Source organism: Trabulsiella odontotermitis, assembly GCF_001188485.1.
GTDB classification, from domain to species: Bacteria; Pseudomonadota; Gammaproteobacteria; order Enterobacterales; family Enterobacteriaceae; genus Trabulsiella; species Trabulsiella odontotermitis_A.
On record NZ_JNGH01000088.1, the window covers coordinates 151,150 to 167,503 of the forward strand.

17 protein-coding genes and 3 pseudogenes are annotated in these 16,354 nt (G+C 55.4%); 6 read left to right on the top strand and 14 right to left on the bottom strand.

Annotation, left to right across the window (positions count from 1 at the left end):
* Positions 1-10: 10 nt before the first annotated feature.
* The 10 genes and pseudogenes from GM30_RS12730 to zapE form a co-directional block, all read right to left on the bottom strand.
* Positions 11-412: a YhcH/YjgK/YiaL family protein gene (locus GM30_RS12730; protein ID WP_080993429.1), complete on the bottom strand. Its 402-nt coding sequence runs from the start codon at positions 410-412 to the stop codon at positions 11-13.
* Positions 388-968 (bottom strand): annotated as a pseudogene (locus GM30_RS12735) (ROK family protein). The gene GM30_RS12730 and the pseudogene GM30_RS12735 overlap by 25 nt, the downstream one beginning before the upstream one ends.
* Positions 965-2,452, bottom strand: a complete 1,488-nt coding sequence (locus tag GM30_RS12740; protein ID WP_049848917.1) for an MFS transporter — start codon at positions 2,450-2,452, stop codon at positions 965-967. Before GM30_RS12740 ends, GM30_RS12735 begins: the two are co-directional and overlap by 4 nt.
* Positions 2,453-2,568: 116 nt before the next feature.
* The gene (gene nanA, locus GM30_RS12745) at positions 2,569-3,462 is read right to left on the bottom strand and encodes an N-acetylneuraminate lyase (RefSeq protein ID WP_049848918.1); all 894 of its coding nucleotides are present in this window, start codon (positions 3,460-3,462) and stop codon (positions 2,569-2,571) included.
* A gap of 125 nt (positions 3,463-3,587) precedes the next feature.
* On the bottom strand, positions 3,588-4,391 hold the full coding sequence (nanR, locus tag GM30_RS12750; RefSeq protein ID WP_049848919.1) for a transcriptional regulator NanR: 804 nt from the start codon (positions 4,389-4,391) through the stop codon (positions 3,588-3,590).
* A gap of 102 nt (positions 4,392-4,493) precedes the next feature.
* On the bottom strand, positions 4,494-4,991 hold the full coding sequence (gene sspB / locus GM30_RS12755) for a ClpXP protease specificity-enhancing factor (RefSeq protein ID WP_049848920.1): 498 nt from the start codon (positions 4,989-4,991) through the stop codon (positions 4,494-4,496).
* 4 nt (positions 4,992-4,995) lie between these two features.
* Complete coding sequence (gene sspA, locus GM30_RS12760; RefSeq protein WP_049848921.1) at positions 4,996-5,634, bottom strand: stringent starvation protein SspA; 639 nt, start codon at positions 5,632-5,634, stop codon at positions 4,996-4,998.
* Positions 5,635-5,949: 315 nt separating this feature from the next.
* Positions 5,950-6,342, bottom strand: coding sequence for a 30S ribosomal protein S9 (rpsI, locus tag GM30_RS12765; protein ID WP_000829818.1), 393 nt, complete (start codon positions 6,340-6,342; stop codon positions 5,950-5,952).
* A gap of 15 nt (positions 6,343-6,357) precedes the next feature.
* Positions 6,358-6,786, bottom strand: a complete 429-nt coding sequence (rplM, locus tag GM30_RS12770; protein ID WP_002918559.1) for a 50S ribosomal protein L13 — start codon at positions 6,784-6,786, stop codon at positions 6,358-6,360.
* Positions 6,787-7,006: 220 nt separating this feature from the next.
* The gene (zapE, locus tag GM30_RS12775; protein WP_049848922.1) at positions 7,007-8,134 is read right to left on the bottom strand and encodes a cell division protein ZapE; all 1,128 of its coding nucleotides are present in this window, start codon (positions 8,132-8,134) and stop codon (positions 7,007-7,009) included.
* Between the two features lie 196 nt (positions 8,135-8,330).
* Between zapE and zapG the strand changes: the two genes are divergently transcribed.
* The 3 genes from zapG (at position 8,331) to degS (ending at position 11,426) form a co-directional block, all read left to right on the top strand.
* Complete coding sequence (gene zapG / locus GM30_RS12780) at positions 8,331-8,729, top strand: Z-ring associated protein ZapG (protein ID WP_049848923.1); 399 nt, start codon at positions 8,331-8,333, stop codon at positions 8,727-8,729.
* A 170-nt stretch (positions 8,730-8,899) separates the two neighbouring features.
* The gene (gene degQ, locus GM30_RS12785) at positions 8,900-10,267 is read left to right on the top strand and encodes a serine endoprotease DegQ (protein ID WP_049848924.1); all 1,368 of its coding nucleotides are present in this window, start codon (positions 8,900-8,902) and stop codon (positions 10,265-10,267) included.
* An 88-nt stretch (positions 10,268-10,355) separates the two neighbouring features.
* Positions 10,356-11,426, top strand: a complete 1,071-nt coding sequence (gene degS, locus GM30_RS12790; RefSeq protein ID WP_049848937.1) for an outer membrane-stress sensor serine endopeptidase DegS — start codon at positions 10,356-10,358, stop codon at positions 11,424-11,426.
* A 53-nt stretch (positions 11,427-11,479) separates the two neighbouring features.
* On the opposite strand, the gene mdh is transcribed toward degS, so the two are convergent.
* Positions 11,480-12,418: a malate dehydrogenase gene (mdh, locus tag GM30_RS12795; RefSeq protein WP_049848925.1), complete on the bottom strand. Its 939-nt coding sequence runs from the start codon at positions 12,416-12,418 to the stop codon at positions 11,480-11,482.
* Positions 12,419-12,817: 399 nt separating this feature from the next.
* Here mdh and argR point away from each other — a divergent pair, with 399 nt between their 5' ends.
* The 3 genes from argR to yhcN (GM30_RS12810) all read left to right on the top strand — a co-directional run bounded on the left by argR (position 12,818) and on the right by yhcN (GM30_RS12810) (position 14,291).
* A complete protein-coding gene (argR, locus tag GM30_RS12800; protein WP_038160782.1) occupies positions 12,818-13,288 on the top strand; it encodes a transcriptional regulator ArgR in 471 nt (156 codons plus the stop codon).
* A 366-nt stretch (positions 13,289-13,654) separates the two neighbouring features.
* Entirely contained in the window at positions 13,655-13,918 is a 264-nt protein-coding gene (gene yhcN / locus GM30_RS12805; RefSeq protein ID WP_038160779.1) for a peroxide/acid stress response protein YhcN, read from the top strand.
* 106 nt (positions 13,919-14,024) lie between these two features.
* On the top strand, positions 14,025-14,291 hold the full coding sequence (yhcN, locus tag GM30_RS12810; RefSeq protein ID WP_049848926.1) for a peroxide/acid stress response protein YhcN: 267 nt from the start codon (positions 14,025-14,027) through the stop codon (positions 14,289-14,291).
* 49 nt (positions 14,292-14,340) lie between these two features.
* Here the strand turns inward: yhcN (GM30_RS12810) and GM30_RS12815 are convergent, their stop codons facing one another.
* From GM30_RS12815 to GM30_RS27945, 3 genes and pseudogenes are all read right to left on the bottom strand, one after another.
* Positions 14,341-14,613, bottom strand: a complete 273-nt coding sequence (locus tag GM30_RS12815; protein WP_049848927.1) for a barstar family protein — start codon at positions 14,611-14,613, stop codon at positions 14,341-14,343.
* 54 nt (positions 14,614-14,667) lie between these two features.
* Positions 14,668-16,078: pseudogene (locus tag GM30_RS12820) on the bottom strand (NAD-dependent succinate-semialdehyde dehydrogenase).
* A pseudogene (locus GM30_RS27945) lies at positions 16,050-16,354 on the bottom strand (aromatic amino acid aminotransferase); the annotation flags it as partial. The pseudogenes GM30_RS27945 and GM30_RS12820, both read right to left, overlap by 29 nt.

The following is a 16,354-nucleotide window of genomic DNA, read 5'->3' on the forward strand; positions in this document are numbered from 1 at the left end:
CCGGGCTTTTTCAGATGTCTGCTGCGCTGCGATGCAGCTTGATCACCACTTTNAACGTCTGTTCCCCTTCAATGGCGTCGCACAGCTGATAATCGCCCTCTTCGTTCCATACATCGCATTCACGCGCACTGCCGTTCAGGCCATAGTGGATCCGCTCTTCGCCTTCCAGCAGCACCTGAATATCAAGGTAGTCGCGGTGCAGCTCAGCGCGTTTCTCCTGCGGTAGCTGGGTGGCAAACTGCATCACGTTCATATACAGCGTATCGCCCTGCAACGGGTGCTGCCCGGCCTCTTTGTGCTCCGGCTTCGCGGCGAGCGCCTGCGTCAACGCATCGGCAATCGCCTGCGGTAGCCCCGCCGCCTGAGGCTGGGGGATNNCACCGACGATCATGACAACGCTCCTTCTGCCCATAATGCTGCCCCCAGCAGCCCCGCATCGTGGCGGAAACGGGCTTCGCGCAGTTCGGTCTGATACGCCTGCGGCTCTTCTGCGAGGAACGCTTTCACCTGCGCCAGATACCCTTCCGCCAGCCCGACGCTGCCGCCAACGACCACGCATTCGCAGTCAGTGACCGCTTTGACATCGGCAATCAACCGGGCCAGCGTCTGCGCCGAGTGCGTAATCAGCGCAACCGCCTNCACCATCACCGGCACTGGCGTCAGCAGCGCATGATATTCCGCCAGCGCGGCAGCCTGCGCGTCGTTCAGTGCCACACACGGCAGAGCGGTGATGCGTGATAGCGTGTCCACCAGTGGAAACCGCGCCAGGCCGCCGAGGTTCGCCGGGTTAATCGACGTCAGTATGCCGTCGTGAATGATCCCCGTTGAGGCCACCGCCACCCGCGTGGCGCCCGATACCAGCGGCTGTACCAGCTGCNCATTTCACGGCGTTCGGTAATCTGCAGGGCGTCATTCATCCGCCCCGCTGCCAGCTTCGTACCGCCAATATCTATCGCCAGCGTGGTCATGAGCGCATCCTTACGTCGCTTTTATGGCCCCCCAAAGGCACGGCGCCGCTGAAAGGTTTGCCATCGATGGCATCATGCGTGCGCAGCGCTTCCGGGCGGACCCAGCGTTGCACGCGTGACGGCATATCCAGACCAATCAGCAGGATCACCACAAACGTCAGGCCGAAGGAGAGCGATCCCAGCGCGGTGCCCAGATCCAGCTTCTGCGCGATCAGCGCGCCGATCACCGGTGCCAGTGCGCCCCCGAGCGCGCCGACGTTATAGGTGAAGCCCAGCCCGGCGGCACGTTGATCGGTATCGAAATAACCGCCAATCAGCTTCGGCAGGATCCCCGAGATCCCCTGTCCCAGCATTTGCTGGAAGAAGAGTAAAAAGCCCAGCACCCAGACGCTGGTGCCGCCGATGGCAAACACCGGGATAATCAGCACCTGTGAGGCCAGCAGGCTGTAGACGTAGGCTTTGCGGGTACCGAGCCAGTCACCAAGGAAACCGCCGACGCAGCAACCCACCGCCGCGCCAAAGCCGCTGAAGAACAGCACGCGAGCCACGGTGGAAGGATCGTACGCCAGTTCCGTTTTCAGATAGGTTGGCAGCAGTGCCTGGATCGGCCACGAGTAAAGGAAGGCAAACAGCACGACGACCATCAGCATCACACCCGTCGGCCAGCGCTTGCCGCTGCTCTGCACCATGAAGCTAATAAAGATCGCCGCACAGACCAGACCGAGGATCGCCACCATCACCGCCGTGCGCATATCGCCCGCGAAGCAGTACCACAGCGACGCAGCAGCGACAACGGTCATGATGATGTTGATCACGCGGTGGTCGCCGCGGTAGAGAATATCCACCATCGTGCGCACCGGCGCTTTACCTTCGTGTTTTTCTTTCCAGTCTTCCGCTTCCGGAATGTTTTTCCGCAGCCACAGCGCGAAGGCAATCGGCAGAATGCCAATGAAGAACAGCGCACGCCAGCCCCAGACCGGTACCACCAGACTGTAGACCTGGGCGGCCACCACGGCGCCGACCGAGAAGCCGGAAATCAAAAAGCCGCTGGCTTTGTTACGCAGATGCTTTGGCCAGCTTTCAATGACATAGGTGGCGCTGGAGCCGTACTCGCCCGCCATCCCCATGCCAATCACCAGACGAGCGATAAACATGGTGGTAAAACCGGGCGCCAGACCGCAGGCCAGCGTCCCGACGGAAAACAGGACGATACTACTGACCATCGCCAGACGACGGCCGTAGCGGTCGCCCATCGCGCCTAACATCAGCCCGCCAAACCAGCGGGAAATAAAGGCCGCAGAGATGAGGCTCGCCGCCTGCACTGTCGTCAGACCAAACTCACCCTGAATTTCGGTGAGCACCAGGGCAATCAGAACAAAATCGAAACCATCTAATAAATACCCCAACCAGGCGGCGGAAAATGCGCGCCACTGTTCTTTGTTGAGATGGCGGTACCACGGGATGCTTTGGGTTGACATACTCATATCACTCTCCCGACGCTCTTTGTTTCGTTGTTTTACCCGGCTGCCCTTCGCAGACCGGGCTGACTGAGCGTGTACAATGGGTAGGCCGGACTAACGTGTTGTCGCCCGGCAACACGTTAGCGCTTCTCAGCCTGCAGCTGGTTCGCCAACGCCTTCAGTTCCGGCAGATACTTTTCTTCCACCGGGGCAAACGGCTTACGACACAACGGAACAGAAACCACGTCCATGTAGTGCAGCACGGTTTTCAGCCCGCGGAAGACGCCGGTTTTGATCAGCAGATCGATAACCTTATTACATTCGCTTTGCAGCTGTTGAGCCGTGGTGATATCCCCCGCCTGCAACGCCTTCACGATATTAAGGTAGCGCCAGACCATGATGTTGTAGGTGCTGCCGATCCCACCGTCAGCACCGGCCATCAGGCCGGAGGCGAAGATTTCGTCATAACCGTTGTAGAGCACCAGATCCGGGTGTGCGCGACGGATCTGTTCCATCTGATAGAGATCGCCTGACGTCTGCTTCAGCGCGCCCACGCCCGGCAGCGTCACCAGGGTGTTGATCTGATCCAGGTTCAGCTTCACGCCACTCAACGCCGGAATGTTGTACACCACCATCGGCAACCCATCAGCGGAATCAATGACTGCCCGGTAGTGATCGCAGTGCTCTTCAAAATTGAACGGGTAATAAAACGGCGTGACCGCAGAAACCGCATCAAAGCCGTAACGGCTCGCCGCCGCGGCCAGTTGCTGCGTTTCCGCGGTGCTGACGCAGCCAACGTGCGCGATCAGCGTCACTTTGCCTTTTGCCTCTTCCGCTACGATTTCAAGCACTTCCTGGCGCTCTGCGAGGCTCTGCACAAACGCCTCACCCGTTGAACCGCCGACATATAACCCGTCAATACCCTGACTAATGTTGAAGCGCACCAGTCGCCGCAAACTCTCTTTATCGAGTCCCTGTTCTTTGTTGAAGGGGGTCAGTAAAGCGGGCATGACCCCACGTAAATTCACGCTCATAAATACCTCGTAGTGATGTTTTAACGCAAATATCGATATACCTTTATACCTGTTATACCAGAACAAATAAGCAGCAGTTAATGGCAGATCGTTAATCTGCGATCGGCTTCACTAAACAGAGATCGTTACGATCGTGAGGATTTGCGGGTTTTCTTTTCCTGGCCAAAGGCGTGCCAGGTGGCGGAAACGCTGTTGAGGTGAGTTTGCAGGGCACGATCCGCTTCGTCAGGATCGCGATGGCGGATCGCGTCGACGATCGCCACATGCTGCTGGTAACTGACGTAGTTATGCTGATGGAGTTCCTGATCCGGCACTTTTGGCCGCGCGGCGATCAGCCAGTCGAGCAGCGCGACGTGGATCGCCATGAAAATCGGGTTGCCCGGGATCTCAGCCAGTACGCGGTGGAAATCGACGTCGGAACGGATAAACAATACGTTGTCATCCAGCGACTGGTTGTTGAGCTCCAGCGCTTTCGTCAGCCGGTCGACCTGCTCCGGCGTGGCGTGTTCCGCCGCGTAACGCACGAGGCTGGATTCGAAAAACAGGCGCAGCTGTTCAAAATGGGCGATGCCGCCGGGATGGGAGAGGAAATCCTTCGCCATGCCGGACAGTTCGCTGATGATGGTATCCGCCGACGGGCGCGACACGCGGGCGCGTTCGCCGTTGCTGATTTGCACCAGCCCTTTGCGTTTAAGCGCCGCCAGCGCTTCTCTGACCGAGGGGCGGCCAACGTTGAAAAAGGTCATCAACTCACGTTCGGAGGGCAGCTGTTCCCCCTCCGCAAACTCACGGCGGCGAATCATCTGCTCCAGCTCTTCTTCCACCATTTCGGACAGTTTTTTACGCGCCAGCGGGCGGCGACGCAAACTGCGACCAATGGTGTCTGAAGCGTTTTCTTCTTGCGGATCAAATGCGTTCATAAATGCCATAGCGTTGATATGTGACAGCTTTCTTCATCTTATCACAGGAATTTACGGCTGGCGAAACGGGCTGCGGATAACAAAACAGGCCCACAAGGGCCTGTTGAAAGCTTACTTCACCACGCGCAGCGCCGGGCGGCCACCACGAGGAGGCGGGGTATCATCAGGATCGTCGTCATCCTCATGATCGGGTTTATCACCGTCGATCACTGACATCATCGTTTCGGTTTCCCCCGTCACGGTGGCGTCGTCATCGATCAGGCTGACGCCCTCTTCGTCATAAGCCGCTTCTGGCTCGAACATGGTGCCTGCGCCGTTTTCACGTGCGTAAATCGCCAGTACCGCCGCCAGCGGAACGGAAACCTGACGCGGTACGCCACCGAAGCGCGCATTGAAGCTCACTTCGTCATTGGCCAGCTCCAGGTTCCCCACAGCGCGAGGGGCGATGTTCAGCACAATTTGCCCGTCACGGGCATATTCCATCGGCACGCGAACGCCTGGCAGCGTAACATCCACCACCAGGTGCGGCGTTAACTGATTATCCAGCAACCACTCGTAGAAGGCCCTTAACAGATAGGGGCGGCGCGGAGACAGTTGAGATACATCCATGCAGTTAGCCTCGACCGAGGCGCATTTCACGCTCGGCTTCAGTTAAAGAAGCGAGGAAGGAGTCACGCTCGAAGACGCGTGTCATGTACCCTTTCAGCTCTTTCGAGCCTGCGCCAACCAGCTCAATGCCGAGTACCGGTAAACGCCACAGCAGCGGCGCCAGGTAGCAGTCGACCAGGCTGAACTCGTCGCTCAGGAAATACGGTTTCTGAGTAAATACCGGCGCAATCGCCTGTAACTCTTCACGCAGTTGTTTACGGGCAGCATCAGCCTGAGAAGCAGAACCGGTGGTGATGACGTTCATCAGCGAATACCAGTCTTTTTCGATACGATGCATATACAGGCGGCTTTCACCACGCGCCACCGGATAAACCGGCATTAAAGGCGGATGCGGGAAACGCTCATCCAGATATTCCATAATGATGCGGGATTCCCACAGGGTGAGCTCACGATCCACCAGCGTCGGGACGCTCTGGTTCGGGTTGAGGTCAATCAGATCCTGAGGTGGGTTGTCCTTCTCCACGTGCTCTATCTCAAAACTGACACCTTTTTCGGCCAGCACAATGCGGACCTGATGGCTATAGATGTCAGTAGGACCAGAAAACAGCGTCATTACCGAACGTTTGTTGGCAGCGACAGCCATGAAAACCTCCAGGTATATTCAGAATTTTTACTGCTGCCAGCCACTCAGTGGCCGGCCAGATATAAGGCCCCATTTGCACGAAGGACACCCTTTGCTCAACGTGAAAACAAAAAATGAACAATCCCCGGCATTTGGGCAGAAAATTGGATGATAGTTTACCAGATTTTGTTGGCTTTGGGGTGAGGCGATTCTGGAAATGCTGAAAAAGAGAGTAGAATCAGGGTTCAATTGCGGATACTGCGTATTTATTCCATAAAAAAAACCCGCCGGAGCGGGTTTTTTCGCCAATTGTTCTCCTGCAAATGCAGGACAACATTAACGTTTGGAGAACTGCGGACGACGGCGTGCTTTACGCAGACCGACTTTCTTACGTTCAACCTGACGAGCGTCACGAGTGACGAAGCCAGCTTTACGCAGTTCAGAACGCAGAGACTCGTCGTACTCCATCAGAGCGCGGGTGATACCGTGACGGATCGCACCAGCCTGACCAGAGATACCACCACCTTTAACGGTGATGTACAGATCCAGTTTCTCAACCATGTCGACCAGTTCCAGCGGCTGGCGAACTACCATGCGGGCAGTTTCGCGACCGAAGTACTGTTCCAGAGAACGCTGGTTGATAACGATTTTGCCGTTGCCCGGTTTGATGAACACACGAGCTGCGGAACTTTTGCGGCGACCAGTGCCGTAGTATTGATTTTCAGCCATTGCCTATAATCCCGATTAGATGTCAAGAACTTGCGGTTGCTGTGCCGCGTGGTTGTGCTCGTTGCCCGCGTAAACTTTCAGTTTACGGTACATAGCACGACCCAGCGGGCCTTTTGGCAGCATGCCTTTAACCGCGATTTCAATCACACGCTCAGGACGGCGAGCAATCATCTCTTCAAAGGTCGCTTCTTTGATACCACCGATGTGACCGGTGTGGTGGTAGTACATTTTGTCTTCGCGCTTGTTGCCGGTAACAGCCACTTTTTCTGCGTTCAGAACGATGATGTAATCACCAGTATCTACGTGCGGAGTGTATTCCGCTTTGTGCTTACCGCGCAGGCGACGAGCCAGTTCGGTAGCCAGACGGCCCAGAGTTTTACCGGTCGCGTCAACAACATACCAGTCGCGTTTTACGGTTTCTGGTTTAGCTGTAAAAGTTTTCATTAAAAGCTTACCCAAATAATTAGTTTCACGTTGGTGAACACACAAACGTCTAAAAATATGTGAGGTTCACACGACATTGTCCAGTAAACCTACCCCCTCGGATATGTTTAGCCGGCACACAAGGTTTCGGGAAAAAAACGCTTGTTGTAACGTGGGGTCGCAGGATTATAGAGAAGTCGGGGTCAAAGATCGACCCCTTTTTGTGATTCGCGCAGGGTTTTTAACCCGCTAAATGCTCGCGCTTCAGATATTCTTCGCTCTGCATTTCCTGTAGACGCGACAGGCAGCGCTGGAACTCGAATTTCAGCCGCTCGCCCTGGTAAATCTCATATAAAGGCACCGCCGCACTGACCACCAGCTTCACGTGCCGCTCGTAGAATTCATCGACCAGCGCGATAAAACGGCGTGCTTCGCTTTCCATCAACGGCGTCATCACCGGGACATCCAGCAGCAACACGGTATGGAACAGGCGCGACAGCGCGATGTAGTCATGCTGGCTGCGCGCATCGACGCACAACGTAGTGAAGGAGACCGCCAGCGTTTGATTCTCCACCCCCAGCGTTTGCAACGGACGGTGGTTGATTTCCAGCTCCGGGGCATGTTCACGCCGCGAACCCGCCAGCGCCAGCCAGAGTTTGTCCATCTGCTGCGTGGTCTCGTCGTTGAGCGGAGAAAGCCACAGGTGCGCCTGGGTCAGCGTTCGCAGGCGATAATCAACACCCGCATCGACGTTCATGACGTCGCAATGCGCCTTAATAGCGTCAATGGCGGGCAGGAAACGCGCGCGCTGGAGGCCGTTGCGGTACAGCTCATCCGGCGGGATATTCGAGGTAGTGACCAGCGTAATGCCGCGCTCAAACAGCGCTTTCATCAGCCCGCCCAGCAGCATGGCGTCGGTGATGTCGGAGACGAAAAACTCATCGAAACAGAGCACGTCCGTTTCGGCCTTAAACCGGTCGGCGATGATCTCCAGCGGATCGCTGTGGCCCTGCAGTTGCGTCAGCTCTTCGTGCACCCGCAGCATAAAACGATGAAAATGCAGACGCTGCTTTCGCGTACCCGGCAGGCTCTGGTAAAAGAGATCCATCAGCCAGGTTTTGCCGCGCCCAACGCCGCCCCACATATAAAGCCCACGCACCGGCGTTATCTCCACCGTCTCGCGTTTACCCAACAGCTTGCCGACTCTGGCCATCAGTCCACCGCCAGACGACGGCACAGCAGGTCGCTGCGTCAGTTCCTGCCAGATGTTTTCCAGACGATTCACAGCCTCTCGCTGCACATCATCCGGTTGATGACTGCCCTCACTGAGAGCCTGAAGGTAACGCGATGTTGGGGTGATGCTTTGCATGAGTTATTGTTATTCCTTGAAAAGCGCGATGCCGCAGTTCACGATTGACGTATAAAGTGGCCGTTCTACACTACGCGATGATACGCCAGGATTCCACTTCCTGGCGAATAGCGGTTATAGTGGCATTATCAGGCGCGTGCAAGGAATCGCCTCACGGCCAACACCCTACGGAACCACAAAACAACGGGAGAAGTTCATGACCTGGGAATATGCGCTAATTGGCTTAGTTGTCGGCATTATTATCGGTGCTGTCGCCATGCGTTTTGGTAACCGCAAATTACGCCAGCAGCAAGCCCTGCAGTACGAACTGGAAAAGAACAAAGCAGAGCTGGATGAGTATCGTGAAGAGTTAGTGAGCCACTTTGCCCGTAGCGCAGAACTGCTCGATAACATGGCGCACGATTACCGTCAGCTGTATCAGCACATGGCGAAAAGCTCCAGCAGCCTGCTGCCGGAAATGTCAGCGGAAGCCAACCCGTTCCGCAGCCGTCTGTCGGAATCTGAAGCCAGCAACGACCAGGCGCCGGTTCAGATCCCACGCGACTATTCCGAAGGCGCGTCCGGCCTGCTGCGCAGCGGTGTAAAACGCGACTGATCGCACAATCGCCATTATTTTTTACGGGCGCTGCCGCTGCGCCCGTCCCTTCTTTCTTACCCCAGCTATTATTTAATCATTGTCCGCATTGTTAGCCGATTGAAAATTCAATAACATCGGTCTGTTTCGGGATCTTTTTTTTACCCATCAGGTTACGAGAGCCAGCATCAATGAAGAAATCTACTTTGCTGTTGAGTGCGTTAGCGTTAAGCGTCGGGTTATCTCTCTCTGCGATCCAGCCCGCAGCGGCGTCACTCCCTACTGAAGTTCCGGGCCAGGGTGCGCTGCCCAGCCTCGCACCGATGCTGGAAAAAGTCCTGCCCGCCGTGGTCAGTGTTCAGGTGGAAGGTACGGCGGTACAGAGCCAGCAAGTGCCCGAAGAGCTGAAGAAATTCTTTGGCGAGCAGGGGCCGGACGAACAGGCACAACCGTTTGAAGGTCTCGGTTCCGGCGTCATCATCAATGCAGCGAAAGGTTACGTGTTGACCAACAACCACGTTGTCAGCCAGGCGCAGAAAATCAGCGTACAACTCAACGATGGTCGCGAGTTCGACGCCAAACTGATTGGTAGCGACGATCAGAGCGACATTGCGCTGCTGCAACTGCAAAATCCCGCCAACCTGACCCAAATCGCCATTGCCGACTCCGACAAGATACGCGTCGGAGATTTCGTGGTGGCTGTCGGTAACCCGTTCGGTCTCGGGCAAACCGCCACATCGGGGATTGTCTCCGCGCTGGGCCGCAGCGGTCTGAATCTTGAAGGGCTGGAGAACTTTATCCAGACCGACGCATCCATCAACCGCGGCAACTCAGGCGGCGCGTTGCTCAACCTGAACGGCGAACTGATCGGCATTAACACCGCGATCCTCGCCCCTGCGGGCGGCAGCGTCGGCATCGGTTTCGCCATCCCCAGCAATATGGCGCGCACGTTGTCCCAACAGTTGATTCAGTTCGGCGAAATCAAACGCGGTCTGCTCGGCATCAAGGGCACCGAAATGAGCGCCGATATTGCCAAAGCTTTTAAGCTCGACGTGCAGCGCGGGGCGTTCGTCAGTGAAGTGCTGCCGAATTCCGGTTCGGCGAAAGCGGGCATTAAATCCGGTGACGTGATCGTTAGCCTCAACGGTAAACCGCTCAGCAGCTTCGCGGAACTGCGTTCGCGCATCGCCACCACTGAGCCGGGCACGAAGGTGAAGCTCGGCCTGCTGCGTGACGGCAAGCCGCTGGACGTTGAAGTGACGCTGGATAAGAGCACCTCTTCCACCGCCAGCGCGGAACTCATCGCCCCGGCGTTACAGGGCGCCTCGCTCAGCGACGGGCAGCTGAAAGACGGCACCAAAGGGATCGCCATCGACAACATCGAAAAAGGCAGCGCCGCCGCGCAGGTTGGTCTGCATAAAGATGACGTCATCATCAGTATTAACCGCGAACGCGTGCGCTCTATCGCCGAAATGCGCAAAGTGCTGGAAGCGAAACCCTCCGTTATTGCGCTGAACGTCGTGCGAGGTAACGAAAGCATTTACCTGCTGCTGCGTTAAGCGACGCCGTCCGGGCATCACATGGCGTGTGATGTCCGGATAACTCGTGTTATGCTTCGGCTGTTTACTCACCAGTGATATCAGCATCATGCTTGTAAAGCTCATACGTTCGACCGCGATCGGTTTGATTGTTGGTGGCATTTTATTGGCCGCCATGCCCTCATTGCGCCAGATTGGAACCCAGACCGCAGCCAGTTTTGACAGCGCGGATGAATCGCCCACCAGTTACAACCAGGCGGTGCGACGCGCCGCGCCTGCCGTCGTTAACGTCTATAACCGTGGGCTCAACAGCACCAGCAATAATCAGCTGGAGATCCGCACCCTTGGATCCGGCGTCATCATGGATGAACGTGGCTATATCATCACCAACAAGCATGTGATTAACGATGCTGACCAGATTATCGTTGCTCTGCAGGATGGCCGCGTGTTTGAAGCGCTGCTGGTAGGTTCCGACACGCTGACCGACCTCGCAGTCCTCAAAATCAACGCCACTGGTGGCTTGCCGATTATCCCCATCAACCCGAAACGCATTCCGCACATTGGTGACGTGGTGCTGGCGATCGGCAACCCGTATAACCTCGGGCAGACCATCACCCAGGGAATTATCAGCGCCACCGGTCGTATCGGCCTGAACCCCACCGGGCGACAGAACTTCCTGCAAACCGACGCCTCCATCAACCACGGCAACTCCGGCGGCGCGCTGGTGAATTCATTGGGCGAGCTGATGGGCATCAACACCCTCTCTTTTGACAAGAGCAACGACGGCGAAACACCGGAAGGCATCGGATTCGCTATCCCCTTCCAGCTCGCCACCAAAATCATGGACAAGCTGATCCGCGATGGGCGCGTTATTCGCGGCTACATCGGCATTGGCGGTCGTGAAATTGCGCCGTTGCATGCGCAGGGCGGCGGTGGGATCGATCAGATCCAGGGGATTGTGGTTAACGAAGTGGCACCTGGCGGTCCGGCGGCGCTGGCGGGTATTCAGGTTAACGACGTTATCATGTCGGTGAACGGCAAACCGGCCATCTCTGCGCTGGAAACGATGGACCAGGTGGCGGAAATTCGCCCGGGTTCAGAAATCGACGTAGTCGTGATGCGTGATGATAAGAAAATCACGCTGTCGGTGACGGTGCAGGAATATCCCGCCACTAACTGATCGCCATAAAAAAACCGGAGCTCTCAGGCTCCGGTTTTTGCATCAGCGAAAACTTACTTGTTCACGAACTCTTCGCCGAGCGTGATATCTTTCTTCAGCGTTTCCAGCATTCCTTCCAGCGCCTGTTGCTCAAAAGCACTCAGTGTGCCGACCGGTTTACGCTCTTCGATACCGTTTTTACCCAGCAGCAGTGGCTGAGAGAAGAAACGGGCGTGCTGACCGTCGCCTTCAACGTAAGCGCATTCCACAACACCTTTTTCGCCCTGCAGCGCGCGCACCAGGGAGAGACCGAAGCGTGCTGCCGCCTGACCCATCGACAGGGTTGCGGAGCCGCCACCGGCTTTAGCTTCAACCACTTCGGTACCCGCATTCTGGATACGTTTGGTCAGATCGGCAATTTCCTGATCGGAGAAGCTCACGCCCGGGATCTGCGACAGCAGTGGCAGAATGGTCACGCCTGAGTGACCGCCGATAACCGGCACTTCAATCTCAGTCGGCTGTTTGCCTTTCAGTTCGGCAACAAAGGTGTTGGAACGAATGATGTCCAGCGTGGTCACGCCAAACAGTTTGTTCTTGTCATAAACGCCGGCTTTTTTCAGCACTTCGGCCGCGATGGCAACCGTGGTGTTAACCGGGTTAGTGATGATACCAATGCAGGCTTTCGGGCAGGTTTTCGCAATTTGCTGTACCAGATTTTTCACGATGCCCGCGTTGACGTTGAACAGATCGGAACGATCCATCCCCGGCTTACGCGCCACACCTGCGGAGATCAGTACCACGTCAGCACCATGCAGTGCGGGCGTTGCGTCTTCACCGGAGAAACCTTTAATTTTTACATCGGTAGGAATATGGCTAAGATCCACGGCCACGCCAGGGGTTACTGGCGCGATATCATACAGGGAGAGTTCTGAGCCTGAAGGCAGTTGGGTCTTAAGTAGTAGGGCAAGCGCCTGGCCAATACCGCCAGCTGCGCCAAGGACTGCGACTTTCATCCTAAACTCCTTATTATGGTTAATTTAATCTACCGTATCTCGCTGCGGCGACCTTAATTCACAAGGTCAATAATTACAATAAGATCGCTTTTAGAATGCGGGGTACATACCGATTCAACAATCTTTTAAGAATCACTCGCCGCCACTACCGGGAAACGGTTGACTGTTGGTTACAATACACCCTGCCAGACTAGCAAAACAACATCATTTTTATAACATTTGTTTTACTTTCCTCCATATTTTCGTCTCGTGACGCAGGCATGTTTCTTGATAACGTTTTTTGATAAAATCCCTCCCTTTCATAACATTATTTCAGCCTTCTCCATGGCAGAACGTTTGCATAAAAATTCATTCAAATGCATAATAATGTTGTTTTCTCCGCCATGATACGGGTGACATATGCGAAGCTCGGCAAAACAAGAAGAGTTAGTAAAAGCATTCAAAGCGCTACTCAAAGAAGAAAAATTCAGTTCTCAGGGTGAGATCGTCCAGGCATTACAGGAGGATGGATTCGATAATATCAATCAGTCCAAAGTCTCCCGTATGCTGACGAAGTTTGGTGCCGTGCGCACGCGCAACGCCAAAATGGAAATGGTCTACTGCCTGCCTGCCGAACTGGGTGTTCCTACCACCTCCAGCCCGCTGAAAAATCTGGTTCTGGATATCGATTACAACGATTCTGTGGTGGTTATCCACACGAGTCCAGGTGCGGCACAGTTGATCGCCCGCCTGCTGGACTCGCTGGGTAAAGCAGAAGGTATCCTCGGCAGCATCGCCGGTGACGACACCATCTTCACCACTCCGGCTCGCGGTTTTTCCGTGAAAGAGCTGTTTGAAGCCATTCTGGAGCTGTTCGAACAGGAACTCTGATCCGCAATACCCTCTGGCGTCTGTCAGAGGGTTACTCTGCCCCAAATTAACCAAACCGTAACAAACACCCCTTTTAATTTAACAAATAGTGCGATTCACCAGCGAAACACATTCATCTAGTGAATACTAACGCACAAAATGTCAAAGTCAGTTATCTCTATGATTTTCTTATCGTTCGTTAAGATAAACGTCCTTCATCCCTTATTTTTAATTCCTCTGTGTTATAAAAAATGATTTTCTTAGCGTGTAATCAGGCAGTAAACAATTAGCAGGGTATTAATTTTTTCCGTGACGAGTGTATACTTGATTTTGTGATGAGGGTCACGAAATGAGGGCCCCACGAAAAAATTCGACGAGGTAAAGATTATGAAAACCACTAGCACTGTAGCTGTTCTGAGTCTCCTGTCCGCGCTCTCTTTTGGCGCATTCGCTGCCGATTCCATCACCAGCGAGCAGGCACAAAATCGTCAGCCTATCGGTACCGTTTCCGTTGGCGCTATCGCCTCTTCTCCGATGGACATGAACGCCATGCTGAGCAAAAAAGCCGATGAGCAAGGCGCAACGTCCTACCGCGTGATTGAAGCCCACAATGGCGACCAGTGGCACGCCACTGCAGAACTGTACAAATAAGTTTTAACGATTCCCAACCCGATATTTATCAGCGGCAACCAGGCATAAAAAAAGCTGTTTAACCCTTCTCGCCGCTGATACGCCCTTTTTTATGGAGTAAATAGTTATGAAACGCGCAATGATCATCGCATCCCTTGGTTTAGCTTCTGTGCTCTCTTTTGGCGCCAGCGCCGCTGTCCATCAGGTCAGCGCCGATCAGGCGAAGAGCCTGCAACCGATGGGCACCATTTCAGTCGCTCAGATCGGTAGCGCACCGATGGATATGCGTGAAGAACTGGCCGCAAAAGCAGAAAAACAAGGCGCTTCCGCCTACCGCATCATTGAAGCCCGTTCCGGTGCCTCCTGGCACGCTACGGCTGAGCTGTACAAATAAACCCTCGTCGTCTTGTCCGACGACTTGCCCCCGCTCGCCGGGGGCTTTTTTATCGCTGAACGTTAAAGCGCAACTGCCCCTCCGACTCCTCTTCGGCTTCATCAAACAGCAGAATCAGGGCGCCAAACCGTCGGCGCTGAACGTCGCTGAGATGGGAGAACTCAATCTCCAGCGGCAGCGGCAAAACGCTTCCCGTCACCACATCCCACAGCGAATCCAGATCATTAACCTGTTCACGCGCCAGTGCGAATACGTGGCGGAATTGCCGGTAAAAATCATCCATGCTTTCGATTTCGTCAAAATCAAACGTATAGATTTTCATGCCCGCGCCCCATCCCGGTCGGGTGACAAACGCGCCACCCGTTTCCTTATCGACTTACAATCCCCCAAGATGCAGGGTTTTCACTTCCAGAAACTCCTCCAGCCCCAGCACGGAGCCTTCGCGACCCAGCCCGGACTCCTTCACACCGCCGAACGGCCCAAGCTCTGTCGACACGGAGCACTCGTTGATGCCGATCATGCCACTTTCCAGCGCCTGCGAGACGCGGAAGACACGCTGCAGGTTCTGCGTGTAGAAATAGGCCGCCAGACCAAACGGTGTGTTATTCGCGCGCTGAATGACTTCATCTTCGGTAGTGAAGCGGAAACAGGCCGCGACGGGGCCGAAGGTCTCCTCCTGCGCCAGTTTCATGTTGTCGCTGCATTCGCCCAGCACCGTCGGCTGCCAGAAATTACCGCCCAGCACATGCGGTTTGCCGCCAGCCAGCACGCGGGCACCTTTTTCTACCGCATCGGAGACGTGCTCCTGCACCTTTTCGACGGCCGATGGCTCAATCAGCGGACCCACCACCACGCCCTCTTCCACACCGTTACCCACTTTCAGCGCATTCACTGCATCGGCAAGCTGACGGGTAAACGCGTCATACACGTTTTCGTGGATATAGAAGCGGTTAACGCTCACGCATACCTGCCCGGCGTTACGGAATTTGTTGGCGATCGCCCCTTTCACCGCGGCGTCGATGTCAGCGTCCTCAAAGACGATATACGGCGCGTTGCCGCCCAGCTCCATCGACACTTTTTTCATGGTTTCTGCGGCATTGCGTACCAGCGTTTTGCCGACCGCTGTCGAACCGGTGAAGGAGATTTTGCGCACCTCATGGCTCGCCATGATGGCGTCGCTGATTTCCGGCGTATTGCCCGCCACGGCGTTCAGCACGCCATCGGGGACACCGGCCTTTTTCGCCAGTTGTAGCAGCGCGAAGGCACTCAGCGGGGTGTTATTCGCTGGTTTGATCACCCCCGTACAGCCTGCAGCCAGCGCCGGGCCGAGCTTACGCGTCAGCATTGCCATAGGGAAATTCCACGGCGTGATCGCCGCGACCACGCCGACGGGTTCGCGCGTTGCCAGAATGCGCGAGCCGGGCTTCACAGACGGAATGATTTCACCATTGGCGCGCTTTGCCTGCTCGGCAAACCACTGGATAAAGCTGGCGGCGTAATCCACTTCCCCTTCGGCTTCTTTAAGCGGTTTCCCCTGTTCAGCGGTCATCAGCCTGCCGAGCCAGGATTTGTTCTCGATGATCAGCTGATACCATTTATTCAGAATTTCCGAACGCTCTTTTGCGGTTTTCGCCCGCCAGCCTGGGAAGGCTTTACTGGCGGGCGCCATAGNTTTCTCCGGTCGCCGGATTCACCACGTCGAAGGTGGTGTCGAGATTTTTCCAGACGCCGTCAACGAAATAACCGGTCCGAAACAGCTCATGATCCTGGAGCGCCTGCATTGTCATTTGTCCTCCTGGTATGTTGTGTTCTGCCTGACAAATAAGTATAGCCACAAAAAAACCGACGCTTCTGGCGTCGGTTTTCAGTGGTTAGTTATCGGTCAGCGCATTCTGGTATTTGTTCAGCATAAAGCTGAAATCACGATCGGCGCCTTTCTCCTGCAGCGTATTCACGAACAGCAGACGCATGCGCTGAATGCGCTGGCGCATGTCCGTCAGTTCCTGTTCCCAGATGGCGCGCAGGGCGTCGTTGCTGAGAATGGTCGCTACCACAGAGGCCCC